This window comes from Nocardia sp. NPDC050799 (genome assembly GCF_040654015.1).
Lineage (GTDB): Bacteria > Actinomycetota > Actinomycetes > Mycobacteriales > Mycobacteriaceae > Nocardia.
The window spans coordinates 60,467-79,861 of record NZ_JBFAHF010000013.1; the positions used below are offsets into that span (position 1 = coordinate 60,467).

A 19,395-nucleotide genomic window follows, 5' to 3' on the forward strand; every position below is an offset into this window, starting at 1 on the left:
GCGGGCGCCCACACCATAATGGATGCGACCTTGTCCGACACCGCGGCACATGGCCGTATCGCGCCCCACGGAGGTGGCCATGACCCTGGAGAGCGTGCGGCCCGCGGAATCGGTGGCCGACCGGCTCGCTCTCGAACGCGTCGGCGACCATCGCTTCCGCGGGCGCACCCACGACGGACCCGCACACCGCAGCTACGGCGGCGAAGTCGCGGGACAAGCGGTGCTGGCGGCGGGGCTGACCGCACCGGCGGACCGGCCCATCCATTCCGCACAGACCTATTTCCTGCTCCCGGGCGACACCACCGTGCCCACCGAGTTCGTAGTGGAGCCGGTGCGGGACGGCGGCTCGTTCTCCACCCGGCGGGTCGAGGCCATCCAGCACGGTCGCGTGATCTTCACGATGCTCGCGTCGTTCCATCGCCCCGAGGAAGGCCTGGCCCATCAGGTCGCCGCACTCGACACCCCCGGCCCCGACGAAGTGCCCGATCTCGCGGAGGCCTTCGGCGAGCATCCCGAAGCCCTGCGCTGGACCACCACCTTCCTCGACGCGCTCGGCGTGGACGCCCGGTTCCCCGATCCGCCCGCCCGGGCGCACGCCATGCGCGGAGCCGTCTCCGGTCCCCGGCAGCGGGTGTGGCTGCGCACTCGGGTGCCGGTACCCGATACGGGCCTCGAGCAGGCCGCGTGCCTGATGTATCTGAGCGATCTATTGCTGCTCTCGGCGACCACCGGTCCGCACGGTGCGGCCCTGCGCGACCGGGAACTCCAGGTCGCCACGGTCAACCACTCGATCTGGTTCCACGCGCCGCTGCGGGTCGACGAGTGGTTCCTGCACGATCAGCACGGGCGCTGGGCGGGTGGCGGCCGCGGGCTCGCGCACGGCGAGATCCTGGACCGGGCGGGCCGCTTGTGCGCGACCACGATGCAGGAGGGACTGATCCGTCCCCGGACGTCCCGCTGACTCCGGTACCCCTTCGCGCGGCTACGCGCTCTCGCCGGCCGCCTCCGCCCGCGGGGCCGCCGCGGCGCCGGTCGCCGGGACATCACCCGCGGCCGGGCGGTGCGGCGATCCGAGCCCGAACTCGACGCCGGTCAGCTCTTCGGCGATCGCCCACAGCCGGCGCCCGGCCGCGGGGTCCGCGGCTCCGGCCGGCGTGGACAAGCGCACCGGCGGGCCGACCAGTCCCCATCGTTGCACCGGACCGTAGAACCCGGCACCGGGTGCCCCCGGATCGAGGGCGGCCCGGAGTACGGATTGGGCGCCCGCCTCGGGCGTCTGGGTGACCAGGCGTGCCAGCGTCATCACTACATCGCTGTAGGCGATCCGGACCAGCAGGCTCTGATCACGCAGAATGGTCGACCGCACCCCGCCGGGGTGGGCGCCGACCGACAGCGCTCGCGAACCGGCGGCCGCCAGCCGGCGCTGCAATTCGACCATGAATGTCATGGAGGCCATTTTCGAGCGCGAGTAGGTCACCAGCCGGCCGAAGCTGCGCTCGGACTGCAGGTCCTCGAAATCCAGTGCCGCGTTGCGGCGACCGTGGCTCAGGCTGCCCACACTGACGATCCGGCCGGCCGGGGCGGCGGTGATCAGATCGGTCAGCCGGGCGGTCAACGCGAAATGCCCGAGAAAATTGATCCCGAAATCGCTTTCGAATCCGTCGACGGTCGGCGTCCAGCTACCGGCCACCACACCGGCGTTGTTGATCAGCAGGTCGATCCCGGGAAGTTCCCCGTGCAACCGCCGCGCGCAGGCGGCGACCGAGCCCAGATCACCGATATCCACGTGCGCGGTCCGGATGTCGGCGCCCGGTACCGAGTCCTCGATATCGGCCTTCGCCGTCGCGGCGGCGATATCGTTGCGGCAGGCGAGCACGACCGTCGCGCCCCGGCGGGCCAGGCCCCGGGCGATTTCGAGTCCGATGCCGGTGTTCGCCCCGGTCACCACGGCGATACGACCCGACTGGTCAGGTGTGTCGGCCACTGTCCACGGTTCGTTCGAAGAGCTCACGGTATCTCTCCAGTCCCGATTCACGCCGCCCCCTCGACCCGGATGGTCACCTGCCGAGGGCAGCCTGTCCAGCCGAAGTATAAAGCAATTCTCTCTAATGAGAATGATATTTCCGAAAACGGCCGAGGAGATCGACCGGCGCCACACCCACCCGGCCCCGAGCAGAGCCACCGGACCGTCCGTCGCCGAACGCTCCCCCTTCCACCCGACAAGTCGCGCTCCGGGTGACCGAGCCGAAGCGGGCGCCGCGTTACCGGCAGCAGTTGGGGTCGAGGACCACACAGAGCGCGGCGAGAGCGTCGCGGTGGACACGGTGGATGACGCTCATTCCCCGGCGTTCAGAGTTCACCAGCCCGGCTTTGCGGAGCTGGCCGAGGTGATGACTGACCGTCGACTCGGACAACCCGACCGCGTCGGCGAGTTCGCCACCGTTGCGGCCGGTTTCGGCGCTGGCCAACAGCAGCGACATCAGCTTCACCCGCACCGGGTCGGCCAGGGCTTTGAGCCGCAGTGCGACGTGCAGGGCCGCTTCGTCGTCGACCGGGCCGGCCGCTACCGGCGGACAGCAGAGTGGGGTGGTCATGTCGATCACGGGCAGCGCTTTGGGCATGAAATCCATCCTACCTACGACGTTGACTTATGTCGAAAAGGTGGCACACTGGGCGCTGTCAACCCTTCGATATATGTCACACAGGTGGTGGTCATGATGTCACGTGTTCAGCTCGCACTCAATGTGGACGATCTGGACCAGGCGGTCGAGTTCTACTCGACCCTGTTCGGAGTCCAGCCCGCGAAGCGCAAGCCCGGCTATGCGAACTTCGCGGTCACCGAGCCGCCGCTGAAGCTGGTCCTCATCGAGAACCCGGGCCGGGGCGGCAGTGTGAACCACCTCGGGGTGGAGGTGGAGTCCTCGGAGAAGGTGCACGCCGAGATCGCGCGCCTGTCGGAGGCGGGTCTGTTCACCGAGGAGCAGATCGCGACGACGTGTTGCTTCGCCACCCAGGACAAAGTCTGGGTCACCGGACCGAGCAAAGAGCGGTGGGAGGTCTACACGGTCCTCGCCGATACCGAGCATTTCGGCACCGAACCGCGGTTCGCCGGAAAGGACGACGATGCGGCGGTGCAGGCGTGTTGCGGCACCGACGGCCGCGGCGAGGCCGAGGCGAAGCGGAGTCGAAGGTGGCGTGCTGCGCGCCTGCCGCCGCCCGGTAGAGCTCGGATCTCGGAGTGACCGAGGTGGAGACCGCGCCCGCGGTAGTGGGGTTGCCGCGGGCGGGGCGCCGCCGGGTGTTGGCGGTGCTGTGCCTGACCCAAATCTCTAGTTGGGGGATTCTGTATTACGCGTTCCCGGTGTTGTCGGTGTCGATTACCGCCGAGACGGGGTGGTCGGCGCCGGTGATCACCGCGGCGTTCTCGCTCGGCCAGCTCGCGACCGCGCTCACCGGAATCCCGGTCGGTGCGGTCATCGACCGGACCGGCCCACGGAGGGTGATGACCGCAGGATCTGTTCTCGGGGCGGTCGCCCTGGTGGCGATCGCGGCCGCACCGAATCTGGCCGTGTTCTATCTCGGCTGGCTGACGGCGGGGGTGGCGATGGGCGCGGTGTTGTATCCGTCGGCGTTCGCGGCGTTGACCCGATGGTGGGGTGCCGACAGTGTGACCGCGCTGATGATCTTACCCTCGCCGGCGGGCTGGCGTCCACGGTGTTCGCGCCGCTGACCGCCGCTCTGGACGCGCACACCGATTGGCGCGTCACCTATCTCGTCCTCGCGGTCGTGCTGGCGGTGGGGACGGTGCCGGTGCACTGGTTCGGGTTACAGGACACATGGCCGGACCCACCGGCGCCCGCCGTCGCCGCGCACGCCGATCATTCGGGGATCGCGCGTAGCCCGCGCTTCGCTGCCCTGGTGGTGACCATGTGTTTGGCGGCGTTCGCCGGCTTCGCCGGCATCTTCAACCTCGTCGCCCTGCTGCAGGAACGGGGCTTCGGCCCGGGTTTGGCCGCGACCGCGCTCGGGCTCGGCGGCGCCGGGCAGGTGCTGGGCCGGATCGGGTACCTGCCCTTGGCCCGCTACACCGGTGTCACCGCCCGCACCGTGCTGGTCCTGGCCGCGCTCGCCGCCTCCACCGCCCTGCTCGGCATGGTGTCGGCCGTGATCGTGCTGATCGCGGTCGCGATCGGCGCCGGGTTGGTGCGCGGAATCATCACCCTGATCCAGGCCACCGCGATCACCGAACGGTGGGGCGCCACCCATTACGGCCGTTTGAACGGGTTGTTGTCCGCACCGGTGGTGATCGTGTCGGCACTGGCCCCGTGGGCGGGCACCGTGCTTTCGGCGTGGACCGGCAGCTACGCCAACGCTTATCTCGTCCTCGGTGCGGTCGCCGCCGTCGCCGCGCTCACCGCGACCCTGACCGGGGTCGCCGTTTCGGAGAAAGAGACCTTGTGACAACCGAATACACCTGCGACGCAGTGGTCATCGGCGGCGGCCAATCCGGCCTCGCCGCCGCCCACCACCTCACCAACCAGGGCTTGAACACCGCGATCCTCGAAGCCGCCCACGAGGCGACCGGGTCCTGGCCGCGGTATTACGACAGCCTGACCCTGTTCTCCCCGGCCCGCTACAGTGCCCTGCCCGGGCGCCGGTTCCCCGGTGATCCGGACCGCTATCCCCACCGTGATGAGGTGATCGATTACCTGCGCTCCTACGCCGCCGGCCTGGACGCCGATATCCACACCGACACCCCCGCCGAAACCGTCACCTCCACCGGCAGCGACGGATTCACGGTCACCACCGGTACGGGTGCGGTGTTCACCGCGCCACGGGTGATCGCGGCGACCGGGTCCTTCGGCTCCCCATTCCTGCCGATCCTCGGCGGGCAGAACGAGTTCGAGGGCCGGATCCTGCACGCCAGCCAATACCGCGATCCGGGTGAGTTCGCGGGTCAGCGGGTCGTCGTGGTGGGTGCGGGAAACTCTGCGGTGCAGATCGCCACCGAGCTCGCCGAGGCCACTGAAGTGGTGTTGGCCAGCCGGGCACCGGTGAATTTCGTGCCGCAGCGGCCGCTGGGCCGGGATGTGCATTTCTGGTTCACGGTCACCGGATTCGATGCCGCCCCGCTGGCCCGACTCGTGAAGGAGGCACCGACGCAACCGGTGCTCGACGAAGGCCGCTACCGCGCCGCGCTCGCGGCCGGGAAACCACTGCGGCGGGACATGTTCACCGCGTTCACACCCGAGGGTGTGGTGTGGCCCGACGGCACCCGCACCTCGGTGGACGCGATCGTCTTCGCCACCGGGTACCGCCCGCACCTGCCCTACCTGGCCGGAACGGGGGCGCTCACCGAGACCGGGATCCCGCACCAGCGCCACGGTCTGTCGACCACGCACCCGGGGCTGGGGTTCCTCGGGCTGGAGTGGCAGCGGACCCCGTCGTCGAACTCACTGCGTGGGGTCGGCCGCGATGCGGCCTACCTGGTGCGACGCCTGCAACCCGCCGCAACGGAGGCGGACGCGGTGCGGGTGCGCTGACCGGCAACAACGCGGGCCCGACCAGTATCTGGTCGGGCCCGCGCCGTATGTCAGGTATCGGCCGGAACGAGTTCGGTGATCAGAGCCTGGACGCGGGCGCGGATCTCGTCACGAATCGGACGTACGGCCTCGATGCCGTGGCCGGCCGGGTCGGGCAGGTCCCAGTCGCGGTAGCTGATGCCGGGGAACACCGGGCAGGTGTCACCGCAGCCCATGGTGATCACCACATCCGAGGACTGCACCGCATCAGGGGTGAGAATTTTCGGGGCCTGGCCGGTGATGTCGATCCCGACCTCGGCCATCGCCTGCACGACGGCGGGATTGAGGTGTTCGGCGGGAGCACTACCGGCGGAACGGACCTCGACCGTCCCGCCGGCCAGGTGGGCCAGGAACGCGGCGGCCATCTGGGAGCGGCCGGCGTTGTGCACGCAGACGAACAACACACTGGGCTCGGACACAGCAGCAGCCTCTTTCACACGGAGGGAGTAGCGAGTTCGGTGAGCAATCCGCGCACACGCGCGGCGATATCGTCGCGGACCAACCGCATCCCCTCGATCCCCTCGATCCCGCGCCGCGACGGTTCGTCGGTATCACACCGCCGCACCCGCACACCGGGCGCGATATCGAGGTCGGCTTCACGGCCGAGGACGACCACCAGATCCACGGCGTGCAACAGCAACGGATCCACCGGCTTCGGGTGCTCACCGCCGATATCGACCCCGACCTCGGCGAGCGCGGCCACCGACAACGCATTGAGCTTCGTACCCGGATCGGTGCCCGCCGACAAAGCGACAACCTGCCCGCTGCCGGCCCGGCGCATCAGCCCGGCCGCCATCTGCGATTTGCCGCTGTTGCGCACACACACGAACAGCACCGTCGGGGCCGTACTCATCACGACCCCACCGCGGATGTGGCGCGGAATCGGTTGCGCAGTGCCAGTGACACATAGACCAGCGCGACCAGAACCGGTACCTCGATCAGCGGACCCACCACACCGGCCAGGGCTTGCCCGGAGGTGGCGCCGTAGGTGGCGATCGCGACCGCGATGGCGAGCTCGAAATTGTTGCCCGCCGCGGTGAACGCGAGTGTGGTCGTGCGCTCGTAGCCCAGGCCCATGACCGCGCCGAGGAGATAGCCCCCGCCCCACATGATCGCGAAATAGGCGAGCAGCGGCACCGCGATCCGGACCACGTCGAGAGGCTGGGAGGTGATGCGGTCTCCTTGCAGGGCGAACAGCAGCACGATGGTGAACAGCAACCCGTAGAGCGCCCACGGCCCGACCTTCGGGATCAGGGTGGATTCGTACCAGTCGCGCCCCTTGGCCCGTTCCCCGAACCGGCGGGTGAGATACCCGGCCAGCAGCGGAATCCCGAGGAAGATCAGCACCGATCTCGCGATCTGCCACGGCGAGGCCTCGATGCCGGCCTGCTCCAACCCGAGCCATCCGGGCAGGACCGAGAGATAGAACCAGCCCAGGACCGCGAACATGATGACCTGGAATATCGAGTTCAACGCGACGAGCACGGCGGCGGCTTCACGGTCACCGCACGCCAGGTCGTTCCAGATGATTACCATCGCGATACAGCGGGCCAAACCGACGATGATCAACCCGGTCCGGTACTCCGGGAGATCGGGAAGCAGCAGCCACGCGAGGGCGAACATGAGCGCCGGTCCGAGCAGCCAGTTCAACACCAGTGACCCGGCCAGGAGGCGGCGGTCGCCGGTGACGGTGTCGAGGCGGTCGTAGCGGACTTTCGCCAGCACCGGGTACATCATGATCAGCAGGCCGATCGCGATCGGCAGCGAGATCCCGTCGATCTCCACCGCCGCCAGCGCGTCGCCGAGCCCGGGGATCAACCGGCCCAGCAACAGCCCGGCGGCCATGGCCACGCCGATCCACACCGGCAGGAACCGATCCAGTGTCGACAGCTTGCCGACCACACCCTGCTCCGCGGCGTTGGTGGTGGTGTCGGTGGTGCTCACGCGGTCACCGCGGCGATCTCGCCGCTTTCCAGCAGCAGCGCGTCGGAGACCCGCTGCAATGCTTGCGGGATCACCCGGTAGTAGACCCAGGACGCACGGCGTTCGCTGGTCAGCAACCCCGCGCCGCGCAGCACCTTCAAGTGGTGGGAGATGGTCGGCTGGGTGAGGTCGATGCCCTCGGACAGATCACACACGCACGCCTCCATCCCGGCCCGCGACGCGATCGAACTCAACAGCCGCAGCCGCACCGGATCCGACAGAGCCTTGAACACCGTGGCCAACTCCACCGCGTCCTGCGCCGACAGGGACTCCCGCACGCGCGGGGCGGGGTTGCAGGCCTCGACCGGTATCACCGGCAACTGCGACTTAGACATGAATCGATATTGACAAACATCTATGTCGAGACGCAAACGAACACCCGGTGAACAGCCCCACCTGCAGGAGCACGGCATCTTTGCGGCCCAGGAGCCCGTCTCGTTGGTACCGAATTCGGTCCGCGCGGGTCGATCACATCATGGCCGATCTGATGTTGGTCTTCACGATCGGCGCGGGAATCGTAGGACCTATCGTTGGCATCTCCCAGCACAGCTGGTGGCCGGCCGGGTTACTCGGAGGCATCGGTGCGCCGACCTTCACCGCTTATCGACGGTTGGAGCACAAGGCTCGTAGTCGCGAGGAGTCCGCTGACAACGCTGAAGACAGAGCCTTCGACAGAAGAGCCCGTCGGCTGGAGCTCGAGGCAAGAGCAGCCGAGTTGGACAGACTGCGCCAAGAGTTCGAGTTCGGAATGCGGAAAAGGCGACGGGAACTGACGAATGTCTCGCATCGATACAGTTTTCGCTCCGGTGCGCGAGAGATTTCGTTCTCGTCCGGTCCGGCCGGATGGCCGGACACCGTCCGGGCGGTCGCCGCGCCGTCGGCCGCGTCCGTCGAGGCGCCACCCGACGTCCTCCCGCAGTGAGCGCCGGGCGTCGTCCGATTCACCGGAAGCAGCCGCCGGGAATCGGCACGCGCACTACAGTATTCCTACCGGCGCGCGCTCGTCCCCGGCCTGCTCCGCGTGCGGTACCCATGGTCTGCCGAGCTCGGAGCCGCTCATGAACCCTGCCGACAGCGCCCCGGCCACCACCCGCCGCTTCCACCGGCTCGATATCTCCGGACCGGAGTTCTGGGCCCGTGACTTCGCGGCTCGCGACGAAGTGTTCGCTCGGTTGCGCGCCGAACCCGGACTCACCTGGCACGCACCGGCACCCGCTGTCTTCCCGCACTCCGAACCCGGATTCTGGGCGGTGACCAGGCAGCGCGATATCGCCTACATCAGCCGCCACCCGGACCTGTTCACCTCGGGCCTGGGTATCAGCATGGACCCGATGCCGGTGGAGCTGCAGCGGCCGACGACCTTCTTCCTCACCATGGACCCGCCGCAGCACACCCGGTACCGGCGCCTCATCAGCGCCGCGTTCACCCCGAAACAGGTGCGGCGCATCGAATCCCAGATCAGTGCCAACGCCGCCGAAATCGTTGACGAGTTCCTCGCCGACCTGCGCGGCGAGCGGCCGGTGGACCTCGTGGACAGCCTCTCCCGAAAACTACCCATGCGCACTGTCTCGGACATGATCGGCATCGACCGCGCCGACCGGGAGACCGTCGCGTATGCGGCCGAGGCGATGTTCGGCTCCACCGACGAGGAATACGCGAGCCTCGAGGAACGGGCCGATTTCTTCGTGTCCCAATTCACCATCCTGCACGGCGCCGGAACCGAACTCGCCGCGCGCCGCCGCCGCGCACCACGCGACGACCTGATGTCCGCGATCGTGGCCGCGGAGGTGGACGGCCACCGCCTCGCCGACGAGGAGATCGGCGCGTTCATGGTCCTGCTCGCTTCCGCGGGGAACGACACCACCAAACAGACCACCTCCCACGGCTTCAAAGCGCTGATCGACCATCCGGCGCAGCGCGAATGGCTACTCGAGAATCCGGCGGCGCGGCTCGGCGGCGCGGTCGAGGAGTTCATCCGCTGGGCGACGCCGGTCGTTCATTTCGCCCGGCACGCGGTGACAGATACCGAGGTCGCGGGCACCCGGGTGCGGGCGGGCGAGAAACTGGTGCTGTTCTACTGTTCGGCCAATCGCGACGAGGCCGCACTGGACGCGCCCCATATCTTCGACCTCACCCGCGACCCCAATCCGCATTCCGGTTTCGGCGGCGGCGGAGCCCACTTCTGCCTGGGCGCGTGGCTGGCCAGGATGCAACTGCGGTTGCTCTTCCACGAACTGCTGCCCCGGATCCCCGAGGTGGTGCTCGGCGACCCGGAGTACGTCCACAGCGATTTCGTCCACGGCATCAAACGGATGCTCGTGCGGCACGCCTGATCAGACCTCGAGGATCACCGCGCCGCCCTGACCACCACCGGCGCCATCGCCGCCACCCCGATCCCCCCGCGGCGGCGCAGCGGGGCAGCACGGTGGTGGCGAGGATCTCGGTCGCGACATTGGTGAGGGCACCTGTGAAGGATCGTCCGATGGCGGTCCGTGCGGCGCCGACGATAACCGGTGTTGCCATGCTCTCCACCCCCGTGCCGGCATGCCGCGACAACCGGGCGGCGGGGTGCGCCGCGGTCCGGGCCGTCTTACTGTGTACATCGGCCGGCGTGGCACAGTGCGCGGCCACCCGGGGGCCGAACGGCACAGAAATCCCGGGGGCGGATCGCCCCCGGTGACCCGTGCGCCGGGGACCCCGGACACGGTCACGGCAGCCTCCGATCGCCGTCGTGCCGGCCACCGGAGACGTACGCTGTTCCCGATCGTGCAACGCGAAGAGAGGAATTCCTGTGAAGACAAGGCTCAACTGCCCCTGTGGTGAGCACCTGACCGGCGCCACCGAGGACGAACTGGTCGACGTCGTGCGCAAACATCTCACCGAGAACCATCCCGGCCACGATTACTCGCGCGACGAGATCCTGTTCATCGCCTACTGACCTGGCACGCCGGCCCGTCCGGGCCGGTGATCCGCGGTCCGGTCCGCGGAACCGTGTGACGAGTGCACCGGACGCACCGTGGTATATGGATCTGGGCGGCACCGCTCGCCGGGAAGGATCCTCATGGACGACCACACACTCGCCGCGACATTGGCCGGCGAAGCCGGGGAACTGCTGCTCGGCATCCGGGAACTCGGTGGCGCTGTCGGCGACCGGCGGTCCGACAGCTTCCTGCTCGGGCGGCTGGCCGCCGAACGCCCGGCGGACGCGGTGCTTTCGGAGGAATCACCCGACGACGGCGACCGCGTCCGGCACTCCCGGGTGTGGATCGTCGACCCGCTCGACGGGACCCGGGAGTACGGCGAACCCGCGCGAAAAGACTGGGCGGTACACGTGGCGCTCGCGGTGGACGGAAAGCCCGCCGCGGGGGCGGTCGCGCTCCCGGCCGAGGGTCTGGTGCTGCACACCGGCCGGCCGCCGGTCCTCCCGCCACCACCGCCGCCCGGGACCGTGCGGGTGGCGCTCTCGCGCAGCCGGCCGTCCTTCGAGGTCCGGCGATTGGTGGCCCGGCTGGGGGCGACCGAAGTGCCGATGGGCTCGGCCGGCGCCAAGGCGATGGCGGTGGTCCGGGGCATCGCCGATATCTACGCTCACTCGGGCGGCCAGTACGAATGGGATTCCTGCGCACCGGTCGCGGTGGCGGCCGCGGCGGGGTTACATGTCTCCCGTCTGGACGGAAGCCCGCTGATCTACAACCGCCCCGATCCCTATCTCCCCGATCTGCTGATCTGCCGCCCCGAACTGGCCGAACTGGCCCTGAAGGCGCTGTCGGAGTAGCACGCCCGACGGCCCCCGGCCCGCCGCGCACATCCGCACGGTCCTGGCCCGCACGTGATTCCGGTGCGTGCGCAGCGCGTCCCGGTCGGCACACAATGGTCGGATGTGTTCGCAACGACAGGAGAACGGCAAGTGAGCGGTCGACTATCCGGCAGAGTAGCTTTCGTCACCGGCGCGGCGCGCGGTCAGGGCCGGGCCCACGCGGTCCGGCTGGCGGCCGAGGGCGCCGATATCATCGCGGTGGACCTGTGCGGTCCGCTGCCGCCCGCGGTCCCCTACGACGCCGCGACTCCCGGCGATCTCGACGAGACCGTCGGACTGGTCGAGGAAACCGGACGCAAGATCGTCGCCGACGCGGCCGATACCCGAGACCCGGCCGCACTGCGGGCCGCCGTCGATGCCGGGATGGCCGCGTTCGGCCGGCTCGACGTGATCGTCGCCAACGCCGGGATCTGCATCCCCGAACCCTGGGACGCCATCACCCCGGAGTCGTTCCAGGCGGTTCTCGACACCAATGTCACCGGCACCTGGAACACCGTGGCGGCCGGTGCGCACCGGATCATCGAGGGTGGGCGGGGTGGCTCGATCATCCTGATCAGTTCCGCCTCGGGGGTGGCGATGCAGCCGTTCATGGTGCACTACACCGCCAGTAAACACGCCGTCACCGGGATGGCCCGCGCCCTGGCGGCCGAACTCGGCAAACATTCGATCCGGGTCAACAGTGTCGCCCCCGGGCCGGTCGCCACGCCGATGGGTTCCGGGGACATGGTCGGCGCGCTCACCCGGGCCGCGGAGACCAACGAACTCCTGGCGCGGATGAACACTCCCCTGCTGCCGGAAGGTATCGCACAGCCCGAGGACATCTCCGACGCGGTGTGCTGGCTGGCAAGTGACGAATCCCGGTTCGTCACCGCTACCAGTATTTCGGTCGATCTGGGCGCGGCGCAGTACTGAGCCGCCGGTTCGCGGCGCACCGCCCACGGATCCGCGCGGCCCGTGGGCGGTGCGGCCGTGACCCCGGGCCCGGCGGACACCGTGCAGGGAAAATTCGATATAACACTTTTCGAGAACGCCATTATCGGGCAATCTGGGTACTGCCGCGAACCGACGCGCGACACCGCCACGACAGTAAGGGAAGCCGATGAAATCCAAGGGTGCATTGATCTGGGATTACGCGCAGCCGTGGTCGGTCGAGGAGATCGCGATCGGCGACCCCCAGGACGGCGAAGTGAAGGTCCGGGTCGAGACCGCCGGGTTGTGCCAGTTCGATCAGCGCCTGGCCAGCGGCGATGTGCCCACCGCCGCATTCCCGATCCTGGGCGGGCACGAGGGGGCGGGTGTGATCATCGAGGTCGGCGCCGGGGTGGAGCAGCTCGCCGTGGGCGATCACGTGGTGTTCTCCTTCATCCCGGCCTGCGGGATATGCCAATCCTGCCTATCCGGTCATCACAATCTGTGCGACAGAGGCCAGGATCTGCTCACCCGGGGCGCGGTGTCCGACGGCACCTTCCGCATCCGTGCCCGCGACCGTAATGTGCACCCCACCTCGCTGATCGGCGCGTTCGCCCCCTATGCGGTCGTGCACAAGAGTTCGGTCGTCAAGATCGACCCGTCGATTCCCTTCGATATCGCCTGCCTCGCCAGCTGCAGTGTCACCACCGGGTACGGAGCGGTGGTCAATACGGCGACGGTCCGCCCGGGCGAGGACGTCGCGGTGGTCGGCGCGGGCGCGGTCGGCACCGCGGCGATCCAGGCGGCGGTCATCTCCGGCGCCCGCCGCATCTTCGCGGTGGACCCGATCGAATCGAAGCGGACGCAGGCGGCGAAATTCGGTGCCACCCATATCTATCCGACGATCGACAGCGCGATCGGCGGCATCGAGGAGGTCACCGGCGGCCAGATGTGCCGTACGGTGATCGTCGCGGTCGGGCGGTGCGACGGCCACGATCTGGCGAAATGGATGCGGATCACCGCCAAGGGCGGCAGCTGCGTCCTCGCCGCCACCGGCGATGCCGCGGAGACCAATCCGCGCATGAACCTCTCGGCGCTCACCTTCCAGCAGAAGAGTCTGTGCGGCACGTTGTTCGGTGGCGGAAACCCGCAACTCCTCATTCCCGAGGTACTCGCGCTCTACAAACTGGGCGACCTCGGGCTCGGCGATATGATCACCCGCGAATACACCCTCGAGCAGATCAACGAGGGTGTCGCCGATATGCTCGAGGGCCGCAATATCCGCGGAATCATTCGCTTCACCGACGCGGACCGCTGACCCGTGGCGCCGGGTCAGAACACGACCCGGCTCACCGCCTCCGCGATCAAGGCCGGCTTCGACCCACCCTCGATCTCCACCGTGTGCTGCACGACCAACTGCAGCGCACCGCCGGATACCTCGGTCGCATCGGCCAGCGCGGCCGTGGACCGCACCTTCGCGCCGACCGGCACCGGACTCGGGAACCGGACCTTGTTCGAGCCGTAGTTGATGCCCAGCTTGGCGTTCGCGAAGCCGAAGATCTGCGAGCCGAGCAGCGGCAGCAACGACAGCGTCAGATAGCCGTGCGCGATGGGCCCGCCGAACGGACTCTCCCGTTTCGCGCGCTCGGGATCGACATGGATCCACTGATGGTCTCCGGTGGCCTCGGCGAACTGGTCGACCATCCGCTGGGTGACCTCCACCCAGTCGCTCGTGCCCAGGGTCTCCCCTACCGCGGCGAGAATCTCATCCTTGCCGGTGAATGTGCGCACTGTCCGTCTCCTCGGATTTGTGCCGCGCGGTCGCGGCGTCACCTGTTCCCCTAATAGGTATTCCGCACTTCGGGCACGAGTTCAAGCCTTTAAGAGACAATTTCTCTATTCGTCGCAAATTCCGTGGTGCGACACCATACGCCCCGCCCCCGACGATCGGACAGCCGCGGGCCGTCACCCCGGTAACCCGTACGACCGTTATGCTGCGGCAGATCGTCCCCGGCACGATCCGGCAACGGCGCCGCGACGACCGGCACACCGAGGGTGCCCCGGCCGTCCAACCCCCGACCTCGGCGGCGCCGCCCGCCGGCCTCCGTTCCACGAGGAGATCCACCCTTGACCGTGCTCACCTTCTGCCTCGTCACGGTCGCCGGATTCTTCGCCGGGCTCGTCGGCTACGTGACCGGGATCGCCTCGCTGATCTCGTATCCGGCCCTGCTCGCCGCCGGACTCTCGCCGGTCTCGGCCAATGTGACCAATACCGTCGCCATGGTCGCCGTCGGAGTCGGCTCGACCGCCAAGGCGGGCGCGGCGGTCAAGGACAACTCCCGGGCGCTGCTGGTCCACGCCGGTTGCGCCGCCCTCGGCGGGCTCGGCGGCGCCGCGCTGCTGCTCACCACCTCGGCGGAGGTCTTCGCCGCCGTCGTCCCCTTCCTCATCGCCATGGCCTCGACGAGCCTGCTGCTCCAGCCCACACTGCGCGAACTCGCCGGCGGCCGGACCTTTCCCCGGCTCTACCCGCTCGCCACCGCCGTCGTCGCCCTCTACGGCGGCTACTTCGGCGCGGGGGTGGGCATCATGTTCCTCGCCCTGATCCTCGTCTGCACCTCGGAGACCATCTGGCGGGCCAGTGTGCTCAAGAGCGTGCTGACCGGTGTCGCCAACCTGGTCGCGGCCGTGGGCTTCGCCGTCTTCGGGCCGGTGCACTGGCTTGCCGCGCTGGCTATGGGCCTGGGCGCGTTCGCCGGCGGATGGTACGGGCCACCGCTGGTCGCCCGCCTGCCGCCGACCGCCATGCGCATCGGTGTCGCCCTGTGCGGATTCGGGCTCGCCGGCTATCTCGCGATCAGCTGACCGGGCCGGTGGCCGGGGCCCGGCTCACGCGGCGGGGTCGAGCACCACTTTGACCGCGCCGTCCTGCTTGGCCTGGAACATCCGATAGGCCTCCGGCGCCGCCGACAACGGCATCCGGTGGGTGGTGAACGAATCCACGCCCAGCGGATCGCTGTCGTCGAGCAGCGGCAGGATGTCGTCGGCCCAGCGCTTCACATTCGCCTGACCCATCCGCAACTGGATCTGTTTGTCGAACAAGATCCGCATCGGCATCGGATCCACCGTTCCGCCGTAGACACCGATGATCGAGATGGTGCCCCCACGCCGGACGATATCGATCGCCGTGTGCAGCGCCGCGAGCCGGTCCACACTGACGGTTTCCATCGCGGGCCGCGCCAACCGCGTCGGCAGAAACGATGCCACACGCTGCGCCGTAGCGGCCAGCGGCGACCCGTGCGCCTCCATCCCGACCGCCTCGATCACCGAATCGGTGCCCCGGCCCTCGGTGCGGTCGCGAATGGCATCGGCCAGGCCGTCACCGACCGCCCGCAGATCGATGGTTTCGATACCGCGGGCGGCGACCCGGTCCAGCCGCTCGGGAACAAGGTCCACCCCGATCACCCGGAACCCGCGATGATGCGCCACCCGGGCGGCCATATCGCCGATCGGCCCCAGCCCGAGCACCGTCACCGACCCGCCCTCCGGAACGCCCGCGTACTCCACGGCCTGCCACGCCGTCGGCAGCACGTCGGACAGGAACAGGTAGCGCGTATCGCCCGCGTCGGACGGCACCCGGATATGGGTGAAATCCGCGTGCGGTACCCGCAGGTATTCGGCCTGACCGCCGGGCACCTGGCCGTACAGCTTCGAGTAGCCGAACAGCGCCGCCCCGCAGCCCTGATCCCGGACCTGAGTGGTCTCGCACTGCGTCATCAAACCCTGCCGGCACATCTCGCACCGGCCGCAACTGATCTGGAACGGCACCACCACCCGGTCGCCCGCCGACAGATTCCGCACATCGGGCCCCACCTCTTCCACGATGCCGATCGGCTCGTGGCCCAGCACATCGCCCGGGGTCATATAGGCACCGAGCAGTTCGTACAGGTGCAGATCCGAGCCACAGATCGCCGTGGAGGTCACCCGGATTACCGCATCGCCCGGCTCCCGGATCCCGGGATCCGGCACCTCCTCGACCGATATATTCCGCTTTCCCTGCCAGGTCACCGCCTTCATCTCCGCCACCTCCGGACTCGAGTACTGCCGCCCCGGCAGAACGAGTGGGCCGCGATCCGGTCGGGCCGCGACTGCCGGGGCCGATCCGTCAGCGGCTACCCGCGACCTTCGGGGACAAACGCGCAACGCCTCAGACGCCGGCCGCCGCGGGCAGCAGCGGCTCGGCCTGTTTCGGGGCCGCGGGTCCACTCCCGAAGTGGCTGTACGACCTTTCCGTAGAAGTCTTCGACCGCGGAGGTCACGCTGGTGATGGAACTCGCCGCCGAATCAGTTCGGGCCCAGGAAGGTGTGCAGGCGCTGGGTTTCCGCGTCCAGGGCGGTGACGAAGGCCCGGCCCTTCGGGGGGCTGTCCACGTATCCGACCTCGACCGCGCTGCCCGGACCCGCGCAGTTCGCCCAGCCGATCACGCGGTCGCGCCACAGCATGGGCATCGCGTAGTACCCGCGGACCCGCTGGGCGACGGGGGTATATGCCTCGAATCGGTAATCCCAGCCCCAGATCCGGCCGAAACGTTTCCGGTCCCAGACGAGCGGATCGAAGGGCGCGAGGAAGCGGACCCGTGCCTGCGGCGCACGGTCGGCGGACTCCAGATCCGACGGCCACAGGTAGCGGACTCCGTCGACGGTCAGGGCGGACAGTTCGCCGGTGGCCAAAAGTTCGCGGAGAGTCGCCGAACCGGTCGCGCCGCCGATCGGCCGGACGATGCGATTGACCGTGGCGGCGAGGGTCGATTCGGTGGCGGGGGCGAGCGTGCGCGCCACCCGCAGCGCCAGGACCCGCCGGCGCTCGGCCGGGTCCAGGATGACGTCCGGGAGCTCGGCGATCTCGTAGCGGCGGATACCGGAAACGCGGTCGGCCACCCGTAGCAGCCCGTAGCGGTGCAGCTCCTCGAGCGCGACGGTGGTGGCCGACGAGGTGCCGCCCCACGCGTTGACCACGCCGCGGTGCCCGAATTGCGCTTGCAGCTCGCGCGGGTGCACTACGCCGCGTTCCCGGACGAAATCGAGTACCGCCGACGACTGCCCGGTGTGCGGGAACTCGCCGTCGGTTCCCCGCGGGTGGTGGCGGGGATGCAGGTAGGGGCGTAGCCGGGGGACGGTGTAGCCGTAGGCGTAGAGGAGATCCTCGTCGATTCCGAGTGCGCGGTAGGCACGGTCGAGATCGCCGGCCCGGTAGCCGCGCACCCGGTGCCGCAGGATGAGGTCCTGCGCCCGGGCGGGCGAACGGATGGGGTCGGCCTGCACGAACTCCAGTTCGGCCAGGGCCGTGGCGAGTGAGCCCGGACTGCGCGGCAGTGACCAGGCGACGGCGTGGGAACGCAACCATGCCAGTGACATGGGCCCGAGGGTATCGGCGCTCTCCGACAGCGTGCCGCGCCGCTTGCGCCCGCCCGCCTCGAACTAGGTCGTGAAAGGCAGGATTCAGCGTTCTCCCCGGCCCGGTCGGCGCAGCGAACTCGGCACGCCGCCGCGACCACCGTCCGTCTTCTCGGCCGCGCCGGTGATGTTGCGGGTCATCCCACCGAAGATCAGGGCGTGGAAGGGGACGATCGACTTCCAGTACAGATGCCCGGCCAGTCCATGCGGCTCGAATACGGCTCGCTGCCGGTAGATCGCGCCGGTATCGCCGTTGCCCGGCCGCACTTCCAGCTCGAGCCAGGCCCGGCCCGGCACCCGCATTTCCGCGCGCAGGCGCAGCAGGGTAGGCCGTTCTATCTGTTCCACCCGCCACCAGTCCAGGGCCTCCCCCTCGTGGAGCCGGTGCGGGTCGCGCCGGCCGCGGCGCAGTCCGACCCCGCCGGCGAGGCGATCCAGCCAGCCGCGCAGCGACCAGGCCAGCGGGAACGAATACCAGCCGTGTTCGCCGCCGATCGACTCGATCACCGTCCACAGCGCGGCCGGATCCGCGGTTGTCGGACGTTCCCGGAGGTCCTGGTAGAGAGATCCGCCGGACCACGCCGGATCCGTGGGCAACGGTTCGGCGGGCGCGGGCCCGGCATCCGACCAGCGGGTCGGCACATCCGCATCCCGGATGCGGGTCAACGCCAGTTCCACGGCGCGCCGGACCCCGATGAGACCTCCGTCGGGGTCGGGGATGTGTGCGGCGATCTCGTGCTCGGCGCATACAACATCGTGGACCAGGGATTCCATCAGAGGAACCGCGATCGCCCGGGGTACCGGCGTCACCAGGTTCACCCACTGTGCCGACAACCACGGCGTCAGCACCGGCACCGGGACGATCACCCGCCGCGGCAGCCCGGCCACCTGCGCGTACACCCGCATCATCTGTTCGTAGGTGAGGACATCCGGCCCCCCGATATCGAAGGCGCCGGTCACGGTGGCCGGGAGTTCCGCCGCCCGGGTCAGGTAGTACAGCACATCCCGGACGGCGATCGGCTGGATCCGCGACCGTACCCAGCGCGGGGTGACCATCGCGGGCAGGCGTTCGGTGAGGTAGCGCAGCATCTCGAAACTGGCCGAACCCGAGCCGATCACCACCGCCGCCTGGAGCACCAGCGCGGGCACGGCCCCGTCGAGCAGGATTCGGCCGACCTCCGCGCGCGAGGACAGGTGCCGGGACAGGCCCTGTCCGACGGGCGCTATCCCACCGAGGTAGACGATCCGGCCGAGCCCGACCGCCGCGGCCTCCCGGGCGACGATGGTCGCCGCCTCGCGGTCCACGGTGTCGAAATCCGAGCGGGTCAGCGAATGGACCAGGTAGTACAGGACCTCCTGGTCGGCCAGCGCCGTACGCACCTCCGCGGCGACCGTGACATCACCGCGCACGATCTCCACCCGGTCACGCCACGGCGCGTCGGTGAGCTTGCCCGGAGTCCGCGCGAGCACCCGCACCGTATGACCGGCGCGCAGGAGTTCCGGAACCAGGCGACCACCGAGATAACCGGTGGCCCCGAACACCACACAGCGCATGGGACCTCCTCCGTCGGGGTCGCCTGTGATCGCGGCCCGGCGAGAACCGCTGCTGAGCGCTCACCGCGACCGCCCGCCTCGCGGCCGCGCCGTGCT

At 69.2% G+C, this 19,395-nt stretch carries 20 protein-coding genes and 1 pseudogene; 11 read left to right on the plus strand and 10 right to left on the minus strand.

What is annotated here, in order from left to right; all coding sequences use genetic code 11:
* Positions 1 to 79 precede the first annotated feature (79 nt).
* Positions 80 to 961 carry an acyl-CoA thioesterase domain-containing protein gene (locus AB0H42_RS15630; RefSeq protein WP_357055744.1) on the plus strand — a complete coding sequence of 294 codons (882 nt, stop codon included), beginning with the start codon at positions 80 to 82 and terminating at the stop codon, positions 959 to 961.
* Positions 962 to 982: 21 nt separating this feature from the next.
* Here the strand turns inward: AB0H42_RS15630 and AB0H42_RS15635 are convergent, their stop codons facing one another.
* Positions 983 to 2,011, minus strand: a complete 1,029-nt coding sequence (locus AB0H42_RS15635) for an oxidoreductase (protein WP_357055747.1) — start codon at positions 2,009 to 2,011, stop codon at positions 983 to 985.
* A 250-nt stretch (positions 2,012 to 2,261) separates the two neighbouring features.
* Positions 2,262 to 2,621, minus strand: a complete 360-nt coding sequence (locus AB0H42_RS15640; protein ID WP_357055750.1) for an Rv2640c family ArsR-like transcriptional regulator — start codon at positions 2,619 to 2,621, stop codon at positions 2,262 to 2,264.
* Between the two features lie 96 nt (positions 2,622 to 2,717).
* Between AB0H42_RS15640 and AB0H42_RS15645 the strand changes: the two genes are divergently transcribed.
* The 3 genes and pseudogenes from AB0H42_RS15645 to AB0H42_RS15655 all read left to right on the plus strand — a co-directional run bounded on the left by AB0H42_RS15645 (position 2,718) and on the right by AB0H42_RS15655 (position 5,543).
* A complete protein-coding gene (locus AB0H42_RS15645) occupies positions 2,718 to 3,242 on the plus strand; it encodes an ArsI/CadI family heavy metal resistance metalloenzyme (protein ID WP_357056031.1) in 525 nt (174 codons plus the stop codon).
* Positions 3,239 to 4,461: pseudogene (locus AB0H42_RS15650) on the plus strand (MFS transporter). Before AB0H42_RS15645 ends, AB0H42_RS15650 begins: the two are co-directional and overlap by 4 nt.
* The gene (locus AB0H42_RS15655) at positions 4,458 to 5,543 is read left to right on the plus strand and encodes an NAD(P)/FAD-dependent oxidoreductase (protein WP_357055753.1); all 1,086 of its coding nucleotides are present in this window, start codon (positions 4,458 to 4,460) and stop codon (positions 5,541 to 5,543) included. The pseudogene AB0H42_RS15650 and the gene AB0H42_RS15655 overlap by 4 nt, the downstream one beginning before the upstream one ends.
* A 50-nt stretch (positions 5,544 to 5,593) precedes the next feature.
* On the opposite strand, the gene AB0H42_RS15660 is transcribed toward AB0H42_RS15655, so the two are convergent.
* From AB0H42_RS15660 to AB0H42_RS15675, 4 genes are read right to left on the minus strand one after another with little or no spacing between them, the layout of a single operon-like run.
* Positions 5,594 to 6,001: an arsenate reductase ArsC gene (locus tag AB0H42_RS15660; protein ID WP_357055756.1), complete on the minus strand. Its 408-nt coding sequence runs from the start codon at positions 5,999 to 6,001 to the stop codon at positions 5,594 to 5,596.
* A gap of 14 nt (positions 6,002 to 6,015) precedes the next feature.
* Entirely contained in the window at positions 6,016 to 6,435 is a 420-nt protein-coding gene (locus AB0H42_RS15665; RefSeq protein WP_357055759.1) for a low molecular weight phosphatase family protein, read from the minus strand.
* Positions 6,435 to 7,526, minus strand: coding sequence for an ACR3 family arsenite efflux transporter (arsB, locus tag AB0H42_RS15670; protein ID WP_357055762.1), 1,092 nt, complete (start codon positions 7,524 to 7,526; stop codon positions 6,435 to 6,437). The genes AB0H42_RS15665 and arsB overlap by 1 nt, the downstream gene beginning before the upstream one ends.
* The gene (locus AB0H42_RS15675; protein WP_357055765.1) at positions 7,523 to 7,900 is read right to left on the minus strand and encodes a metalloregulator ArsR/SmtB family transcription factor; all 378 of its coding nucleotides are present in this window, start codon (positions 7,898 to 7,900) and stop codon (positions 7,523 to 7,525) included. The genes arsB and AB0H42_RS15675 overlap by 4 nt, the downstream gene beginning before the upstream one ends.
* A 140-nt stretch (positions 7,901 to 8,040) precedes the next feature.
* On the opposite strand from AB0H42_RS15675, the gene AB0H42_RS15680 reads away from it, so the two are divergent.
* From AB0H42_RS15680 to AB0H42_RS15705, 6 genes are all read left to right on the plus strand, one after another.
* On the plus strand, positions 8,041 to 8,487 hold the full coding sequence (locus AB0H42_RS15680; protein WP_357055768.1) for a hypothetical protein: 447 nt from the start codon (positions 8,041 to 8,043) through the stop codon (positions 8,485 to 8,487).
* A 136-nt stretch (positions 8,488 to 8,623) separates the two neighbouring features.
* On the plus strand, positions 8,624 to 9,898 hold the full coding sequence (locus tag AB0H42_RS15685; RefSeq protein ID WP_357055771.1) for a cytochrome P450: 1,275 nt from the start codon (positions 8,624 to 8,626) through the stop codon (positions 9,896 to 9,898).
* A gap of 458 nt (positions 9,899 to 10,356) precedes the next feature.
* Positions 10,357 to 10,503, plus strand: a complete 147-nt coding sequence (locus tag AB0H42_RS15690; RefSeq protein WP_063814553.1) for a DUF1059 domain-containing protein — start codon at positions 10,357 to 10,359, stop codon at positions 10,501 to 10,503.
* 123 nt (positions 10,504 to 10,626) lie between these two features.
* The gene (locus AB0H42_RS15695; protein ID WP_357055774.1) at positions 10,627 to 11,340 is read left to right on the plus strand and encodes a 3'(2'),5'-bisphosphate nucleotidase CysQ; all 714 of its coding nucleotides are present in this window, start codon (positions 10,627 to 10,629) and stop codon (positions 11,338 to 11,340) included.
* A gap of 132 nt (positions 11,341 to 11,472) precedes the next feature.
* Positions 11,473 to 12,294, plus strand: coding sequence for a mycofactocin-coupled SDR family oxidoreductase (locus AB0H42_RS15700; RefSeq protein WP_357055777.1), 822 nt, complete (start codon positions 11,473 to 11,475; stop codon positions 12,292 to 12,294).
* A 187-nt stretch (positions 12,295 to 12,481) separates the two neighbouring features.
* Positions 12,482 to 13,609 (plus strand): NDMA-dependent alcohol dehydrogenase, encoded by a 1,128-nt coding sequence (locus AB0H42_RS15705; protein ID WP_357055780.1) that lies wholly within the window; start codon positions 12,482 to 12,484, stop codon positions 13,607 to 13,609.
* 14 nt (positions 13,610 to 13,623) lie between these two features.
* On the opposite strand, the gene AB0H42_RS15710 is transcribed toward AB0H42_RS15705, so the two are convergent.
* Entirely contained in the window at positions 13,624 to 14,082 is a 459-nt protein-coding gene (locus AB0H42_RS15710) for a MaoC family dehydratase (RefSeq protein ID WP_357055783.1), read from the minus strand.
* Between the two features lie 336 nt (positions 14,083 to 14,418).
* Between AB0H42_RS15710 and AB0H42_RS15715 the strand changes: the two genes are divergently transcribed.
* On the plus strand, positions 14,419 to 15,156 hold the full coding sequence (locus tag AB0H42_RS15715; protein ID WP_357055786.1) for a sulfite exporter TauE/SafE family protein: 738 nt from the start codon (positions 14,419 to 14,421) through the stop codon (positions 15,154 to 15,156).
* Between the two features lie 24 nt (positions 15,157 to 15,180).
* Here the strand turns inward: AB0H42_RS15715 and AB0H42_RS15720 are convergent, their stop codons facing one another.
* The 3 genes from AB0H42_RS15720 to AB0H42_RS15730 form a co-directional block, all read right to left on the minus strand.
* Complete coding sequence (locus tag AB0H42_RS15720) at positions 15,181 to 16,368, minus strand: zinc-dependent alcohol dehydrogenase (RefSeq protein WP_357055789.1); 1,188 nt, start codon at positions 16,366 to 16,368, stop codon at positions 15,181 to 15,183.
* A gap of 267 nt (positions 16,369 to 16,635) precedes the next feature.
* Positions 16,636 to 17,706: a crosslink repair DNA glycosylase YcaQ family protein gene (locus AB0H42_RS15725; protein WP_357055791.1), complete on the minus strand. Its 1,071-nt coding sequence runs from the start codon at positions 17,704 to 17,706 to the stop codon at positions 16,636 to 16,638.
* A gap of 84 nt (positions 17,707 to 17,790) precedes the next feature.
* Entirely contained in the window at positions 17,791 to 19,299 is a 1,509-nt protein-coding gene (locus tag AB0H42_RS15730) for an SDR family oxidoreductase (protein ID WP_357055794.1), read from the minus strand.
* Between the last annotated feature and the right edge of the window lie 96 nt (positions 19,300 to 19,395).